The 14,946-nt window shown below is 74.0% G+C and carries 12 protein-coding genes, 1 pseudogene and 1 riboswitch; of the genes and pseudogenes, 10 read left to right on the forward strand and 3 right to left on the reverse strand.

The window, feature by feature from the left end; genetic code table 11:
• The 4 genes from QZX64_RS15955 to QZX64_RS15970 all read left to right on the forward strand — a co-directional run.
• Window positions 1-267: endonuclease/exonuclease/phosphatase family protein (locus tag QZX64_RS15955; RefSeq protein ID WP_295661753.1), on the forward strand; the 267-nt coding region annotated here is incomplete at its 5' end.
• A gap of 183 nt (window positions 268-450) precedes the next feature.
• Entirely contained in the window at window positions 451-1,623 is a 1,173-nt protein-coding gene (locus QZX64_RS15960; RefSeq protein WP_295661756.1) for a cysteine desulfurase family protein, read from the forward strand.
• 4 nt (window positions 1,624-1,627) lie between these two features.
• Window positions 1,628-2,731, forward strand: coding sequence for a tRNA 2-thiouridine(34) synthase MnmA (mnmA, locus tag QZX64_RS15965; protein WP_295661759.1), 1,104 nt, complete (start codon window positions 1,628-1,630; stop codon window positions 2,729-2,731).
• Window positions 2,728-3,723 (forward strand): methionine synthase, encoded by a 996-nt coding sequence (locus tag QZX64_RS15970; RefSeq protein WP_295661763.1) that lies wholly within the window; start codon window positions 2,728-2,730, stop codon window positions 3,721-3,723. Before mnmA ends, QZX64_RS15970 begins: the two co-directional genes overlap by 4 nt.
• 222 nt (window positions 3,724-3,945) lie before the next feature.
• Here QZX64_RS15970 and QZX64_RS15975 read toward each other — a convergent pair whose 3' ends face one another.
• Together QZX64_RS15975 and QZX64_RS15980 are read right to left on the reverse strand one after the other, a co-directional pair.
• Window positions 3,946-5,604, reverse strand: coding sequence for an MFS transporter (locus tag QZX64_RS15975; protein ID WP_295661766.1), 1,659 nt, complete (start codon window positions 5,602-5,604; stop codon window positions 3,946-3,948).
• The gene (locus QZX64_RS15980) at window positions 5,601-6,248 is read right to left on the reverse strand and encodes a TetR-like C-terminal domain-containing protein (protein ID WP_295661769.1); all 648 of its coding nucleotides are present in this window, start codon (window positions 6,246-6,248) and stop codon (window positions 5,601-5,603) included. The genes QZX64_RS15975 and QZX64_RS15980 overlap by 4 nt, the downstream gene beginning before the upstream one ends.
• A gap of 215 nt (window positions 6,249-6,463) precedes the next feature.
• Here QZX64_RS15980 and ligA point away from each other — a divergent pair, with 215 nt between their 5' ends.
• On the forward strand, window positions 6,464-8,563 hold the full coding sequence (gene ligA, locus QZX64_RS15985) for an NAD-dependent DNA ligase LigA (protein WP_295661773.1): 2,100 nt from the start codon (window positions 6,464-6,466) through the stop codon (window positions 8,561-8,563).
• A gap of 228 nt (window positions 8,564-8,791) precedes the next feature.
• On the opposite strand, the gene QZX64_RS15990 is transcribed toward ligA, so the two are convergent.
• Window positions 8,792-8,965 (reverse strand): hypothetical protein, encoded by a 174-nt coding sequence (locus tag QZX64_RS15990; RefSeq protein WP_295661776.1) that lies wholly within the window; start codon window positions 8,963-8,965, stop codon window positions 8,792-8,794.
• Between the two features lie 192 nt (window positions 8,966-9,157).
• Between QZX64_RS15990 and gatC the strand changes: the two genes are divergently transcribed.
• The 5 genes and pseudogenes from gatC to QZX64_RS16015 all read left to right on the forward strand — a co-directional run.
• Window positions 9,158-9,469 carry an Asp-tRNA(Asn)/Glu-tRNA(Gln) amidotransferase subunit GatC gene (gene gatC / locus QZX64_RS15995; protein WP_295661779.1) on the forward strand — a complete coding sequence of 104 codons (312 nt, stop codon included), beginning with the start codon at window positions 9,158-9,160 and terminating at the stop codon, window positions 9,467-9,469.
• Entirely contained in the window at window positions 9,469-10,989 is a 1,521-nt protein-coding gene (gene gatA / locus QZX64_RS16000; RefSeq protein WP_295661783.1) for an Asp-tRNA(Asn)/Glu-tRNA(Gln) amidotransferase subunit GatA, read from the forward strand. The genes gatC and gatA overlap by 1 nt, the downstream gene beginning before the upstream one ends.
• Window positions 10,986-12,479, forward strand: coding sequence for an Asp-tRNA(Asn)/Glu-tRNA(Gln) amidotransferase subunit GatB (gene gatB / locus QZX64_RS16005; protein ID WP_295661786.1), 1,494 nt, complete (start codon window positions 10,986-10,988; stop codon window positions 12,477-12,479). The genes gatA and gatB overlap by 4 nt, the downstream gene beginning before the upstream one ends.
• A 91-nt stretch (window positions 12,480-12,570) precedes the next feature.
• Window positions 12,571-12,645, forward strand: a riboswitch (cobalamin riboswitch).
• A 91-nt stretch (window positions 12,646-12,736) separates the two neighbouring features.
• Complete coding sequence (locus tag QZX64_RS16010) at window positions 12,737-14,101, forward strand: hypothetical protein (protein WP_295661789.1); 1,365 nt, start codon at window positions 12,737-12,739, stop codon at window positions 14,099-14,101.
• A 5-nt stretch (window positions 14,102-14,106) separates the two neighbouring features.
• A pseudogene (locus QZX64_RS16015) lies at window positions 14,107-14,946 on the forward strand (hypothetical protein); the annotation flags it as partial.

Here is a 14,946-nt window from a genome sequence, read left to right on the forward strand (position 1 = left end):
GGCGACTTCAACGCCTCGCCGGACCACGAGCCGATGCTCGCCCTCGCCGAGGCCGGCTGGCGTGACGTCGCCGAGCTGGCCAACGCGGGCTGGCAGCCCACCTGGCCGGCCGACGGCGTGGAGCCCGTCACCGACCTGCCGTCGCCGCGCCTGGTGCGGATCGACCACGTGCTGGTGGGGGAGCGGGTCGCCGCCCTGGCGTCGAGCCGCCTGGTCGTCGACGGCACCGACCACGCGGCCGTGGTCGCCGAGGTGGCGGCCAGGTGACGGCCGAGGACGAGCAGCGGTTCCAGCGGCTGTACGGGCGCCGGGAGCCGCTCGGCGCCGCCCGGCCGCTGCTGTCACCGGCGCAGCGGGCCCTTCGTGCTCGCCGGCGCCCGCCGCGAGGACCCCGGCCACCCGTGGCTGGCGCGGGCCTGACGAGGGCCACGCCGTAGGCTGGAGCCTGCGATGAACCAGCCCACCGTCTACCTCGACCACGCCGCCACCACGCCGATGCTGCCGGTGGCGATCGAGACCATGACGCGACACCTCCGCGAGGTGGGCAACCCCAGCTCGCTGCACGCCTCCGGCCGGGCGGCGCGACGGGTGGTGGAGGAGTCGCGCGAGACGATCGCCCGGGCCCTGGGGTGCCGTCCCGGTGAGGTGGTGTTCACCTCCGGCGGCACCGAGGCCGACAACCTGGCGGTCAAGGGCATCTACTGGGCGCGCCAGGCCGACCGTCCCCGCCGCCGCGTGCTGGCCTCGGCCATCGAGCACCACGCCGTGCTCGACCCCGTCCACTGGCTGGCGCAGCACGAGGGTGCCGAGGTCGGCCTGCTCCCGGTGTGCCAGCGCGCCCGGCTCGACGTCGACGCGCTGCGGGCGGCCGTCGAGCGCGACCCCGACGACGTCGCCCTCATCTCGGTGATGTCGGCCAACAACGAGGTGGGCACCCTGCAGCCGATCGAGGAGGTCGTCGCGCTGGCCGCCGAGCACGGCATCCCGGTGCACACCGACGCCGTCCAGGCGGTCGGCACGGTGCCGGTCGACTTCGCGACCTCCGGTGTCGACGCGCTCACCACCACCGGCCACAAGCTCGGCGGCCCGTACGGCGTCGGCGCGCTGGTCGTGCGGCGCGAGGTCGTGGTGACCCCGCTGGCCCACGGCGGCGGCCAGGAGCGCGACATCCGCAGCGGCACCCTCGACGTGCCCGCGGTCGCGGCGTTCGCCGCCGCCGTCGAGAGCGCGGTCAAGGAGCAGGGCACCTACGCCGCACGCGTCTCGGCCCTGCGCGACGACCTGGTCTCCCGCGTCCTGGCCCAGGTGCCCGAGACGCACCTGCACGGCGACCCCGTCCACCGGCTGCCCGGCAACGCCCACCTCGGCTTCCCCGGCTGCGAGGGCGACTCGCTGCTGATGCTCCTCGACGCCCGCGGCATCGAGTGCTCGACCGGGTCGGCGTGCTCGGCCGGGGTGCCGCAGCCCTCCCACGTGCTGCTGGCGATGGGCTGCACCGACGAGCAGGCCCGGCACTCGCTGCGCTTCTCCCTCGGCCACACCTCCACGCAGGCCGACGTCGACGCGCTGGTGGCCGCCATCGGCCCGGTCGTCGAGCGGGCCCGCCAGCCGCGACGGTCGTGAGCCGATGAGGATCATCGCCGCCATGTCCGGGGGCGTCGACTCCGCGGTCGCCGCCGCGCGCGCCGCCGAGGCCGGCCACGACGTCACCGGCATCCACCTCGCGCTCTCGCGCAACCCCGCGTCGTACCGCTCGGGAGCGCGCGGCTGCTGCACCATCGAGGACAGCAACGACGCCCGCCGGGCGGCCGACGTCATCGGCATCCCGTTCTACGTCTGGGACCTCAGCGAGCGCTTCCACGAGGACGTCGTCGAGGACTTCATGGACGAGTACGCCGCCGGCCGCACGCCCAACCCCTGCCTGCGCTGCAACGAGAGGATCAAGTTCGCCGCGGTGCTCGACCGCGCGCTGGCGCTCGGCTTCGACGCGGTCGCCACCGGGCACTACGCGCGGCTGCACACCGGCGCCGACGGGCTCATCGAGATGCACCGCGCGCAGGACCACGCCAAGGACCAGTCCTACGTGCTGGGCGTGCTCACCCAGGACCAGCTGGCGCACTCGCTGTTCCCCCTGGGGACGAGCGTCAAGGGCGACGTGCGCCGCGAGGCCGCCGACCGCGGCCTGCTCGTGGCGGACAAGCCCGACAGCAACGACATCTGCTTCGTGGCCGACGGCGACAACGCCGGCTGGCTCAGGGAGAGGCTGGGCGAGCGCGCTCCCAACCACGGGGGCGACATCGTCGACGACGCCACCGGCGAGGTGGTCGGCTCGCACGCGGGCACCTACGGGTTCACGATCGGCCAGCGCCGCGGGCTGCGGCTCGGCACCCCGGCCGCCGACGGCAGGCCGCGGTTCGTGCTCGACATCGAGCCGGTCTCCGGCACCGTCCGGGTCGGGCCGCGGGAGCGGCTGGCGATCGACACCATCACCGGCGACCGGCCGCGCTGGTGCGGCACCGTCCCCACCGAGCTCGACGCGACCGTCCAGCTGCGTGCCCACGGCGGCGAGCACCGCGCCCGGGTCCGCGTCGAGGGGGAGCAGGTCCACATCGCGCTGCTCGACCCGGCCGAGGGCATCGCGCCCGGCCAGGCGGCCGTGATCTACGACGGCACCCGCGTCGTCGGCTCGGCCACCATCACCGCCACGGCCCGCACGGGCGTCCCTGCATGACGACCGCGGCCACCGGCATCGGCTCGATGCCCGGCGACGACGCCCGCGCCTACGACGAGGCGCTGCGCGTGGTGCTGGGCGAGGTGCCCGACCTGGTCTTCCTCCCCGAGCTGCCCGGTCGCGGTGCCGGGGCGCACCTGACCGGTCGCGGCCTGGCGGTCGCCGAGGGGCTCGGCGCCGACGTGCAGCCCGCCGGCTGGCGGCTCACCGACGCCGTGGGTGCCGACCTGCGACGTGCCCGCTCCCTGCTCGCCCAGGACCTCGACGCCCTGGAGGAGCAGACCCAGGGCTACGCCGGCACGCTCAAGGTGCAGGTCGCCGGGCCGTGGACCCTCGCCGCCACCGTCGAGAAGCCGCGCGGCGACAAGGTGCTCGCCGACCACGGCGCCCGGCGCGACCTCGCCCAGGCACTGGCCGAGGGCGTGCGCGCCCACGTCGCCGACGTACGACGCCGCGTGCCGGGTGCCGCGCGGCTCGTCGTGCAGGTCGACGAGCCGGCCCTGGTCGCGGTGCTCGGGGCCGGTGTGCCGACCGCGAGCGGCTTCGGGCGGCACCGCGCCGTGCACCCGCCGGAGGCGTCCGCCGCCCTCGGCTGGGTGCTCGACGCGATCGCCGGGGCCGGCGCCGAGCCCTGGGTGCACGCCTGCGCCGCCGGCACGCCGCTCGACCTGCTGCGGGGTGCGGGAGCCTCCGGGCTCGCGGTCGACCTCGACCAGGTCACCGCCGCCGGCCACGACCACCTCGCGGAGGCGCTGGAGTCCGGCGGGACCGTCGCGCTCGGCGTCGTGCCCACCACGGAGCCCGGGGCCGTGCCCTCCGACGGGGACGTCGCGGAGCGCGTCCTGCGGTGGTTCGACATGCTCGGCCTCGACCCCGGGGCCCTGCCCGGCGAGGTCGTGGTCACGCCGGCGTGCGGCCTCGCCGGAGCGACCCCCGGCTGGGCGCGGCGGGCGCTGGAGACCAGCCGGCGGGCGGCGGGCCACCTGTCCTGACGGGCCCCGGCGGGGGGCGTACGCCGCGGGAAGCGGTGCCAGGGAGGGAAGCGTCCCGTGCAGCTGGGTCGCAGCCGGCCTCCCCGGCACCGGCACCGTTCACCGCGCGGCCACCGTACGGCCGGGTCGGAGCCGCGGCATCCCCCACATCGGTGACGTGACGAGGCACCTGGCCCGGGCCGGACCAGGTGCCTCCCACCTCACGCGCCGCGGCGCACCCGATCAGCCGACGTGCACGCCCTCGGGCCCGTCGGTGGCGAGCTCCTCGTGCTTGACGTCGAGGAAGAGCCACACGACCACGGAGCCGGCGAGCATCATGAACGAGCCCACGAAGAAGGCGCTGGTGGCTCCCTCGGGGAACGCGCCGAGCCCGGCGAGCTGCCCGACGACCGCGTCGACCGAGTCGACGCTGAAGGCGGTCATCAGCCGGTCGAGCAGCGAGGGGTCCTGCTGCGCGGCCTGCTGCAGGCCCTGGCCGATGCCCGGGCCGATCTCCTCGGCGCGGGTCGTCATCGCGCTGGTCGCGACCGTGCTCAGCGTCGCCAGGCCCAGCGCGCCGCCGACCTGCTGCATGGTGTTGAGCACGCCCGAGCCGATGCCGGAGTCCTCGGCCCGCAGGTGGTGCACGGCGGTCAGGGTGAGCGGCACGAACACCGCGCCCATGCCCAGCGCCATCAGCACCACGAAGGGCAGGATGTCGGTCCAGTAGCTCACGCCGGCCCCGAGCGCCTCGCCCGAGCCGACCGAGGCCAGCACGTCGGACGCGCCGTCGGGCACCGAGAGGCGCGAGAAGCCGAACAGCGCCGCCGAGGAGATCAGCGTGCCGACACCGGCGATGTAGCGCGCGTCCACCCTGCTCACGAGGCCGGACACCACCGTGGCACTCAGCACGATGCCGAACGAGAAGGGCAGGAACGCGACGCCGGTCTTCAGCGGGCTGTAGCCCATGACGTTCTGGACGAACAGGCTCAGGAAGAAGAACATCGCGAACATCGCAGCCGGCATCAGCGCCATCGCCAGGAAGCTGGCGGCGCGGGTCTGGCTGGCGAAGATCCGGATCGGCAGCAGCGGGTGCTCCACCCGCGACTCGATCACGGCGAAGACCACGAGCAGCAGGACGCCGGCGACCAGGCTGGCGAGGGTCCAGGTCTCGCCCCAGCCGTAGCGGCTGTCACCGGCGCGGGAGAGGCCGTAGACGATGCCGAGCAGGCCCAGGGTGCCGGTGATGGCGCCCGGGACGTCGAGCTGGCCGGTGTGCCGCTCGGACTCCTCGAAGAAGCGCGGGGCGAAGAACGCCGCGGCCAGGCCGATGGGCACGACGATCAAGAAGGTCAGGCGCCAGCCGCTCATGCCGAGGGGCTGGTCGAGGCCGGTCAGCCAGCCACCGAGGAGGAGGCCGACGGCCGCTCCGGCGCCCGACATCGCGGCGTACACGGCGAAGGCGCGGTTGCGCTCCGGCCCGGCCGGGAAGGTGGTCGTGATGAGCGCCAGGGCGGCGGGCGAGGCGAGGGCGGCGCCGAAGCCCTGGAAGCCCCGGGCGATGAGCAGCATGGCCTCGTTCTGGGCGATGCCGCCGACCAGCGAGGCGGTCACGAACACCACGATGCCGACGATGAAGACCAGCCGGCGTCCGTAGAGGTCGCTCAGGCGGCCGCCGAGCAGCAGCAGGCCACCGAAGGCGAGCGCGTAGCCGGTGACGATCCACTGCAGGTTGTTGGCGCCGATGTCGAGGTCGCGGCCGATGAACGGCAGCGCGATGTTGGCGATGGTGCTGTCGAGCACGACCAGCAGCTGGGCGATCGAGATGATCACGAGGGCCCAGCGCAGGCGGCGGCGGTCCTCTGGTGCCACCTCGGGCGGCGACGCGGTGGTGTCGGTCATGACATGTCCTTCGGGGTGTCGGTCTGGTGTGCGGCCGGCCGCGTCGCGGCCGGGAGGATGACGTGGTCGATGACCCGGGCGACGGCCGCCTCGTCGGGGACCTCCCCGAGCACGAAGAAGCGGTGCAGGAGGATCCCGGCGAGGGCGGGGACCAGGACGGGCAGGTCGACGCCGGGGCACAGCTCGCCCCGCCCGGCCGCCCTGCGGAAGATCTCGTCGGTCGTCGCGATCTTGGGTCCGAGGACGTCACGGCGGTACGCCGCGGCGAACTCCTCGTCTCGCACCATCGCGGTGAGCACGCTGGAGAACGTGGCGAGCTGGTGGGGCTGGGTGATGCCCCCGAGACCGCAGAACGAGGCCATCAGGTCCCCGCGCAGCGAGCCGGTGTCGGGGGCCTCGGGAGCCGACTTCTCGGCGACGAGTGCCTCGATGACGAGCTGGACCTTGCCGTTCCAGCGTCGGTAGAGCGTGGCCTTGGACGCCTTGGCGGCGGTGGCCACGGCGTCCATGGTGAGCCGGTCGTAGCCGACCTCGCCGAGGACGGCCAGGGTGGCGTCGTAGATCTCCTGCTCGCGGTCGCCGGCGACGCGGGGGCGCGCGGCGCCGCCGTCCGTGGCGGTGCGGGAGGGGGTCTGCGGAGTCATGCGGTCCTTTCCGAGGCGGTGCGAAACGGAACTGTTTCGTTTCACCAACAGGGTAGGGATCGCGATTCATTCCCCTCCACCGGATATTTCGCTCGGTCTAGACCAGCATCGCCCGGGTGCCCGGATGCCCGGGTGCCCGCGAGGTCGTTCCACGGGGCGCGGCGCCGGTGGCGGAGCCGGGATGCGATGTCGGCGGCACCGGGCAGAATGCGGCCATGACCGACGCAGCACCCGCCGAGGCCCGCGACCGGCACCAGGCGATCTCCCAGGAGGTGGAGGACGCCCGCTGGCGCTACCACGTGCTCGACGACCCCACCCTCTCCGACGCCGACTTCGACACGCGGCTGCGCGAGCTCGAGGCCCTCGAGGAGCAGTACCCCGAGCTCCGCACGCCCGACTCGCCGACGCAGAAGGTCGGCGGTGCGGTCTCCACCGAGTTCACCGCCGTCGACCACCTCTCGCGCATGGAGTCGCTCGACAACGCCTTCACCCACGACGAGCTCGCAGCCTGGCACGCCCGGCTCGGGCGTGACGGCGTGACCGATCCCGCGCTGCTCTGCGAGCTCAAGGTCGACGGCCTGGCGATCAACCTGCTCTACGAGCGGGGCCGCCTGGTGCGCGCACTGACCCGCGGCGACGGCCGCACCGGCGAGGACGTCACGCCCAACGTCAAGACGATCGCCTCGGTGCCCCACCGGCTCTCCGTCACCGCGGAGCTCCCGGTGCCCGCGCTGGTCGAGGTGCGCGGCGAGGTCTTCCTGCCCACCGCGGCCTTCGAGAGGCTCAACTCCGCCATGGCCGATGCCGGCAAGCCGCTGTTCGCCAACCCCCGCAACGCCGCTGCCGGGTCGCTGCGGCAGAAGGACCCGCGCGTCACCGCGACCCGCGACCTCGGCATGGTGTGCCACGGCATCGGCGCGCGGGAGGGTTTCGAGCCGACGTCCCAGTCCACGGCGTACGACGCACTGCGTGCGTGGGGGCTGCCCACGAGCGAGCGGGTGAGGGTGGTGCCCACGCTGGGGGACGTCCGGGCCTACGTCGAGCACCACGGCGAGCACCGCCACGACGTCGAGCACGAGATCGACGGCGTGGTGGTCAAGGTCGACGACATCTCGCTGCAGCGGCGCCTCGGCTCGACCAGCCGGGCGCCCCGGTGGGCCATCGCGTTCAAGTACCCGCCCGAGGAGGTCAACGCCCGGCTGCTGGCGATCGAGGTGCAGGTCGGCCGCACCGGCCGGGTGTCGCCCTTCGGCCGGATGGAGCCCACCCGGGTGGCCGGCTCCACCGTGGAGAAGGCCACGCTCCACAACGCCCACGAGGTGCGCCGCAAGGACGTGCGCCCCGGTGACACCGTCGTGCTGCGCAAGGCCGGCGACGTGATCCCCGAGATCGTCGGGCCGGTGCTCGCGCTGCGGCCCGAGGGCCTGCCCGAGTGGGAGATGCCGACCACCTGCCCTGCCTGCGGCACCGAGCTCTACCAGCAGAAGGAGGGCGACCGCGACCTGCGGTGCCCCAATCACCGGTCCTGCCCGGCGCAGGCGCGGGAGCGGGTCTTCCACGTGGCCGGCCGGGGCGCCTTCGACATCGAGGGCCTCGGCTACGAGGCGGCGTCCGCGCTGCTGCAGGCCGGTGCCATCGACAACGAGGGCGACGTGTTCGACCTCGACGAGGCCGCGCTGCTGCGGGCACCGCTGTTCACCCGGGCCCCCAAGAAGGGGGAGGGCGACGAGCCGGTGCTCAACGCCGGCGGTCACCGGCTGCTCGCCAACCTCGCGGAGCGCAAGCAGGTGCCGCTGTGGCGGGTGCTGGTCGCCCTGTCCATCCGCCACGTCGGGCCCACCGCCGCCCGGGCGCTGGCGCGGGAGTTCGGCTCGATGGACGCCATCCGCGCTGCCACCCAGGAGCAGCTGGCCGCCGCCGACGGAGTCGGGCCGACCATCGCCGAGGCCGTCACGGAGTGGTTCCAGGTCGACTGGCACGCCGCCATCGTCGAGACGTGGACCGCGGCCGGCGTCTCGATGGCCGACGAGCGCGACGAGTCGGTCGCCCGCACCCTCCAGGGGCTGACCATCGTCGTCACCGGCTCGCTGGTCGACTTCACCCGCGACTCGGTGAAGGAGGCGATCATCACGCGCGGCGGCAAGGCCTCGGGGTCGGTGTCGAAGAAGACCGACTACGTCGTGGTGGGCGAGAACGCAGGGACCAAGGCCGCGAAGGCCGAGGAGCTCGGCGTCCCGGTGCTCGACGAGGCGGCCTTCACGCGGCTGCTCGAGCAGGGTCCCGACGGGCTGGAGGGCGACGCTGCCGACGGGTGACGAACCGTCGGCACCGTTGTGGGCGGCTGCCGACGAAGTGGGGAGCGTGCTGCATGCCGGCGCTGTAGGCAGGCTCGACGAGCTGCGGCGGCTCGCCCGCCTCGACGCGCTCCGGCGCGGACGTGCTGGCCCGGCAGCACCACCGGCGGCTGCTGCTGATCGCGCCCCTGCTGTGCGAGGAGGGGTCCAGCAGGGTCCTGGAGCCGTGAGCGACCAGGCCGGCGACCCTCAGGACCCGTCGTCGCCTGCCACCGTCGCGCCCTGCTCGAGCACGTCGGCCTCGGCGGCGGAGTCGGGCGCGACGGTCTGCTCGTCGACCGTGCCGGCGCCGTCCATCGCCTGCTGCTGCTCGGCCACGTCGGCCTCGTTGGCGTTCTCGAAGGGCACGCTGTCGTTGCTCATGCCGTGCGGTGCCCCTCCGGTGCCTCGGCGAAACGGCTCCCGCGCAGAGCACGTCGAGAGCCAGCCGGGCCACGGCCTCGACGGCGGCGCCGAGGACCCGTGCAGCGCGCAGACGGTGGCGAGCCGCAGTGGGTGGAGCGGGGACGACATGCGTTTCACGCTCTCATCAGGCCGGGCCATAGGATTCGGGGCATGCCTGACACTCCAGCGACGATCACCCGGGACGAGGTCGCGCACCTGGCGAACCTGGCCAGGATCGACCTGTCCGACGCCGAGCTCGACCACCTGGCACCCCAGCTGTCGGTGATCCTCGAGTCCGTCGCAGCCATCAACGAGGTGGCCAGTGCCGACGTCCCCCCGACCTCGCACCCGCTGCCGCTGACCAACGTCTTCCGCGACGACGTCGTCACCCCCTGCCTGACCGCCGAGGAGGCGCTGTCCGGCGCACCCGAGTCCGAGCAGCAGCGCTTCAGCGTGCCCCGCATCCTGGGGGAGGAGGCCTGATGGTCGACCTCCGCGAGACCGCCGCCGGCATGGCCGCGGCGCTGGCCGAGGGCCGGGTCACCTCGGTGCAGCTCACCGAGGCCCACCTCGACCGCATCGCCGCCGTCGACGGCGACGTCCACGCCTTCCTCCACGTCGACCGCGACGGCGCGCTGGCGCAGGCCGCGGCCTCCGACGAGCGCCGCGCGGCCGGCGGGGCCGCGAGCACGCTCGACGGCGTCCCGATCGCCGTCAAGGACGTGATGGCCACCCGGGGCCTGCCCACCACCTGCGGCTCGAGGATCCTCGAGGGCTGGGTGCCGCCGTACGACGCCACCGTCGTGGAGCGGCTGCGCGCCGCGGGCCTGCCGATCCTGGGCAAGACCAACATGGACGAGTTCGCGATGGGCTCCTCCACCGAGCACTCGGCGTACGGCGCCACCCACAACCCGTGGGACCTCGACCGCATCCCCGGCGGCTCGGGCGGCGGCTCGGCCGCGGCCGTGGCGGCCTTCGAGGCACCGCTGGCCATCGGCACCGACACCGGCGGCTCGATCCGCCAGCCCGGCGCGGTCACCGGCACGGTCGGCGTGAAGCCGACCTACGGCGGCGTCTCGCGCTACGGCCTGGTCGCGCTGGCCAACTCCCTCGACCAGGCGGGCCCGGTGACGCGCACGGTCCTGGACGCCGCGCTGCTGCACGAGATCATCGGCGGCCACGACCCGCGCGACTCCACCAGCATCCAGCAGCCGGTGCCGTCCCTGGTCGACGCCGCCCGCGAGGGCGCCACCGGCGACCTGCGCGGCGTGCGCATCGGCGTGGTGCGAGAGCTCGGCGGCGAGGGCTACCAGGACGGTGTCCTGGCCCGCTTCCGGGAGTCGGTCGACGTGATGGTCGCCGCCGGGGCGGAGGTCGTCGAGGTGTCGTGCCCGAGCTTCGTGCACGCGCTGGCGGCCTACTACCTGATCCTGCCCGCCGAGGCGTCGAGCAACCTGGCGAAGTTCGACGCCATGCGCTACGGCCTGCGGGTGCTGCCCGAGGGCGACCCGTCGCCGTCGGCCGAGGAGGTCATGCGGGCCACCCGCGACGCCGGCTTCGGCGACGAGGTCAAGCGCCGCATCATCCTGGGCACCTACGCCCTCTCGAGCGGCTACTACGACGCCTACTACGGCCAGGCCCAGAAGGTGCGCACGCTCATCACGCGCGACTTCGACGCCGCCTTCGAGCACGCTGACGTGCTCGTCTCGCCGACGGCGCCGACCACGGCGTTCCGCCTCGGCGAGAAGCTCGACGACCCGCTGGCGATGTACCTCAACGACCTCGCCACCATTCCCGCCAACCTCGCCGGCGTGCCGGGCATCTCGGTGCCCAACGGCCTGGCGGGCGAGGACGGCCTCCCCTCCGGCCTCCAGGTCCTCGCTCCCGCCCTCGCCGACGACCGCGTCTACCGCGTCGGCGCCGCGGTCGAGGCGCTGCTCGAGAAGGAATGGGGCGGCCCGCTGCTCGACAAGGCCCCGAGCCTGGAAGGAGCCTCCCGATGAGCGAGGCACTGCTGACGTTCGAGGAGTCCCTCGAGAAGTTCGACCCCGCCATGGGCCTGGAGGTCCACGTCGAGCTCAACACCGCCTCGAAGATGTTCTGCGGCTGCCCGACGGAGTTCGGCGCCGAGCCCAACACGCAGGTCTGCCCGACGTGCCTGGGGCTGCCGGGGGCGATGCCCGTGGTCAACAGGGTCGCGGTGGAGTCGGCCATGCGGATCGGCCTGGCGCTCAACTGCGAGATCGCGCAGTGGTGCCGGTTCGCCCGGAAGAACTACTTCTACCCCGACATGCCCAAGAACTTCCAGACCTCCCAGTACGACGAGCCGATCGCGTTCGAGGGCTGGACCGAGGTGGAGGTCGAGGGCCGGACCTACCGGGTCGAGATCGAGCGCGCGCACATGGAGGAGGACACCGGCAAGTCCCTCCACGTCGGTGGCGCCACCGGGCGCATCCACGGTGCCGACCACTCCCTGGTGGACTACAACCGCGCCGGGATCCCGCTCATCGAGATCGTCACCAAGCCCATCATGGGCGCCGGGGAGAAGGCCCCGGTGGTGGCCCGCGCCTACGTCTCCCAGCTCCGCGACCTGATCGTGGCCCTCGGCGTCTCCGACGCCCGCATGGACCAGGGCTCGATCCGCGCCGACGTCAACCTCTCGCTGGCGCCGAAGGGCAGCGGCGGGCTGGGCACGCGCACCGAGACCAAGAACGTGAACTCGCTGCGCAGCATCGAGCGCGCGGTCCGCCACGAGATGCAGCGGCACGCCGCGATCCTCGACGGCGGCGGGTCGATCCTCCAGGAGACCCGTCACTGGCACGAGGACACCGGGGTCACCACGAGCGGTCGCGAGAAGTCGGACGCCGAGGACTACCGCTACTTCCCCGAGCCCGACCTGGTCCCCGTGGCGCCGAGCCGCGAGTGGGTGGAGCAGCTGCGCTCGGAGCTGCCCGAGCCGCCGCAGGAGAGGCGGGCCCGGCTCCAGTCGGAGTGGGGCTTCACGGACCTGGAGATGCGCGACACCGTGGGAGCGGGGGCGCTGCTGCTCGTCGAGCAGACGATCGCCGCCGGCTCGACCCCGCAGGCGGCCAGGAAGTGGTGGCTCTCCGAGCTGGCGCGGCGCGCCAACGACACCGGCGTCGACATCGCCGAGCTCGGCGTGACGCCGACCGACGTCGCGGCCGTGCAGAAGCTCGTCGACGCCGGTGACATCAACGACAAGCTGGCCCGGCAGGTCTTCGAGGGGCTGTACGCCGGGGAGGGCACGCCCGAGGAGATCGTCGCCGCCCGCGGGCTGGCGATCGTCTCCGACGACGGCGCCCTCGGCACGGCCGTCGACAACGCGATCGCTGCCAACCCCGATGTCGCCGCGAAGATCCGCGACGGCAAGGTCGCCGCGGCCGGGGCGCTGATCGGTGCGGTGATGAAGGAGATGCGCGGCCAGGCCGACGCCGGCCGGGTCCGCGAGCTCATCCTGGAGAAGCTCACCTGACCGGGTCGTCCGCCGCACACGGTGCCATGGCACGGCGTGGGGCGGACGAGGGGTAGGGTCTCGCCCACACCATCAATATCTCGCTCGCGGGGGGAAGCCGGTCGAAACCCGGCGCTGACCCGCAACCGTAGGCCCGGACCGTCAGGTCCGGGCGAGCCGGACCACCGCCGTGAGCGTCCTGAACATCGCTGTCGTGGAAAGCGGCGGGTTCGCCCCGGCTCCGGGGTGCGCCCGCGAGCAGCGGGAAGGAAGCACCCATGGCGCACACCGCGCGCACCGCCGGAGCCCTCGTGGCCTCGGCGGCCCTCACCCTCACCACCCTGGCCGGCAGCCCGGCCACGGCGGCCCCGGCGGCTGCCGCGGCGGCCACCGTCGACGGCACCGCCGCCGCCCAGGCCTCCACCTGGATCAGGGGGGAGCTCGAGGACAACCTCGCCCCCGGCGAGTTCGGCCCCGACTACGGGCTGAGCATCGACATCGCCCTCGGGCTCAACGAGACCGGCAACCAGTCGACCGTCCGCGCCATCGGCGGCGCCGTCGGCGCCCAGATCGAGTCCTACATCTCGGGGGTCGCGTTCGGCGACGTCGGCAGCACCTACGCCGGCGCGACCGCCAAGGCGGCCGCGCTGGCCCGCGTGTCGGGGGGCAACCCCACGTCGTACGGCGGGGTCAACCTCGTCACCCGGCTCGAGGAGCGGGTGGCCACCGCGGCGCCGATCACCGGCCGCATCGAGGACAAGTCGACGTACGGCGACTTCGCCAACGTCGTCGGCCAGTCCTTCGCCGCCCGGGCGCTCGTGCAGGCGAAGTCGGCACGCGCCGCGGACGCGGTGAGCTTCCTGCTGGCCCAGCAGTGCGCGGGCGGCTACTTCCGCCTCAACTTCACCGAGAGCAAGACCGAGACCTCGCAGTCCTGCGTCGACGGTGCCGCCGACAGCGCCGCCGACCTCGACGCCACGTCGCTGACGGTCGTCAACCTGGCCGCCTCGGGTGACGCCTCGGCCGAGGTGAAGGCCGCCCTCGACCGGGCCGGCGCGTGGCTGGCGGCCCAGCAGGCCGCCAACGGTGCGTTCGGCAAGGTCGGCTCGACCGGCACGCCCAACACCAACAGCACCGGCCTCGCCGGCTGGGCGCTGGGCTCCATCGGCAACAAGGCCGCCGCGGCCGACGCCGCGGTGTGGGTCCGCAAGCGTCAGCCGGTCGACAAGAACCGCTGCCGCAGCGCCCTGTCGAAGGACCTCGGCGCCGTCGCGTACGAGGAGTCCGCGGTGAGGAAGGCCCGCACCGCGGGCATCACCGTCGAGCTCGCCGACCAGTGGCGCCGGGCGACCGCGCAGGCCCTGCCGGTGCTCCAGTGGGCGCCCGCCTCGGACGACAGGCTGCGCACGAAGGGCAGCGCCAAGCGTGCCGAGGCCCGCACCAAGGTGCGGTTCAAGAGCTTCGGCCTGGCCCCCGGCGAGCGCGCCTGCGTCTCGGTCAAGGGCGACTTCAAGCGGCTCGTCGGCAAGGCGAACGGCGGCAAGGTCGCGGCCAAGCTGTCGATGCCCAACGGCAAGGCCAAGCGCAAGGTGAAGCTCAAGACGGCCGACGCGGTCGCGAAGACGTTCGTCCTCGTCCGCTAGACGTCGTGACGCGTCACCTCGCTGCACGCCTCGTCGCCGCGGTCCTCGTGACCGCGGCGACGGGCGTCGGCGTCCTCGCCGGTGCCCCGCCGGCCACCGCGGCGACCTGCCCGACGTCCTCGGGCGTCAGCGTCGTCGTCGACTTCGGTGCGCTCGGCGGCGGGGTGCAGACCTCCTGCGACGCAGGCGGCGCCGACCGGAACGCCGCGGCGAGCACCACCGCCGTCGGTCACGCGCTGACCTACCTGCAGCGCTTCCCCACCTTCGTCTGCCGTGTCGACGGGGTCCCCGCCGACGACCCGTGCTTCAACACCCCGCCGGACGACGCCTACTGGGGCCTGTTCTGGTCCGACGGGAAGAGCGGCGACTGGGTCTATGCCAGCACCGCCGCAGGGTCGCTGCGCGTCCCTGCCGGCGGGTACGTCGGCCTCGCCTGGCAGACCGGAGCGCGACGCCTGCCCGGGGTCGCGCCGGTGCCGCGTCCGCAGCCGGCGCCCACGGTGAAGCCCACGCCCACGCCCACGCCGAAGCCGACGGCGAAGCCCACGCCCAAGCCGACCCCCAAGCCGACACCCACGCCGACGGCGACGGCGACGGCGACGGCGACCGTGCAGCCGGCACCGCAGCCCTCGGCCGCCCCCACGCGCACCCCGACGGTGAGTCCCGAGCCGGGGCCCACGCGGAGGCCGAAGCCGTCGCGGAGCGCAACACCATCCGCCGCCCCGTCGACCGAGGCGTCGCCCACCTCGGCAGCGCCCAGCCCCGAGGACCCACCGTCGCCGGCCTCCGCGGCCGCCGACGACGGTCCCGCCGCGGCGTCCCCCGTGCCGGCCTGGCTGGTGCTC

The sequence above is a fragment of the uncultured Nocardioides sp. genome (assembly GCF_902805925.1).
Lineage (GTDB): Bacteria > Actinomycetota > Actinomycetes > Propionibacteriales > Nocardioidaceae > Nocardioides.

What these genes read in the sequence shown, in the direction of transcription:
- mnmA (WP_295661759.1), top strand. Translation starts at nt 1,628, where the DNA reads ATGAGGATCATCGCCGCCATGTCCGGGGGCGTCGACTCCGCGGTCGCC.
- QZX64_RS15960 (WP_295661756.1), top strand. Translation starts at nt 451, where the DNA reads ATGAACCAGCCCACCGTCTACCTCGACCACGCCGCCACCACGCCGATG.
- gatB (WP_295661786.1), top strand. Translation starts at nt 10,986, where the DNA reads ATGAGCGAGGCACTGCTGACGTTCGAGGAGTCCCTCGAGAAGTTCGAC.
- QZX64_RS15980 (WP_295661769.1), bottom strand. Translation starts at nt 6,248, where the DNA reads ATGACTCCGCAGACCCCCTCCCGCACCGCCACGGACGGCGGCGCCGCG.
- QZX64_RS16010 (WP_295661789.1), top strand. Translation starts at nt 12,737, where the DNA reads ATGGCGCACACCGCGCGCACCGCCGGAGCCCTCGTGGCCTCGGCGGCC.
- ligA (WP_295661773.1), top strand. Translation starts at nt 6,464, where the DNA reads ATGACCGACGCAGCACCCGCCGAGGCCCGCGACCGGCACCAGGCGATC.
- QZX64_RS15990 (WP_295661776.1), bottom strand. Translation starts at nt 8,965, where the DNA reads ATGAGCAACGACAGCGTGCCCTTCGAGAACGCCAACGAGGCCGACGTG.
- gatC (WP_295661779.1), top strand. Translation starts at nt 9,158, where the DNA reads ATGCCTGACACTCCAGCGACGATCACCCGGGACGAGGTCGCGCACCTG.
- QZX64_RS15975 (WP_295661766.1), bottom strand. Translation starts at nt 5,604, where the DNA reads ATGACCGACACCACCGCGTCGCCGCCCGAGGTGGCACCAGAGGACCGC.
- QZX64_RS15970 (WP_295661763.1), top strand. Translation starts at nt 2,728, where the DNA reads ATGACGACCGCGGCCACCGGCATCGGCTCGATGCCCGGCGACGACGCC.
- gatA (WP_295661783.1), top strand. Translation starts at nt 9,469, where the DNA reads ATGGTCGACCTCCGCGAGACCGCCGCCGGCATGGCCGCGGCGCTGGCC.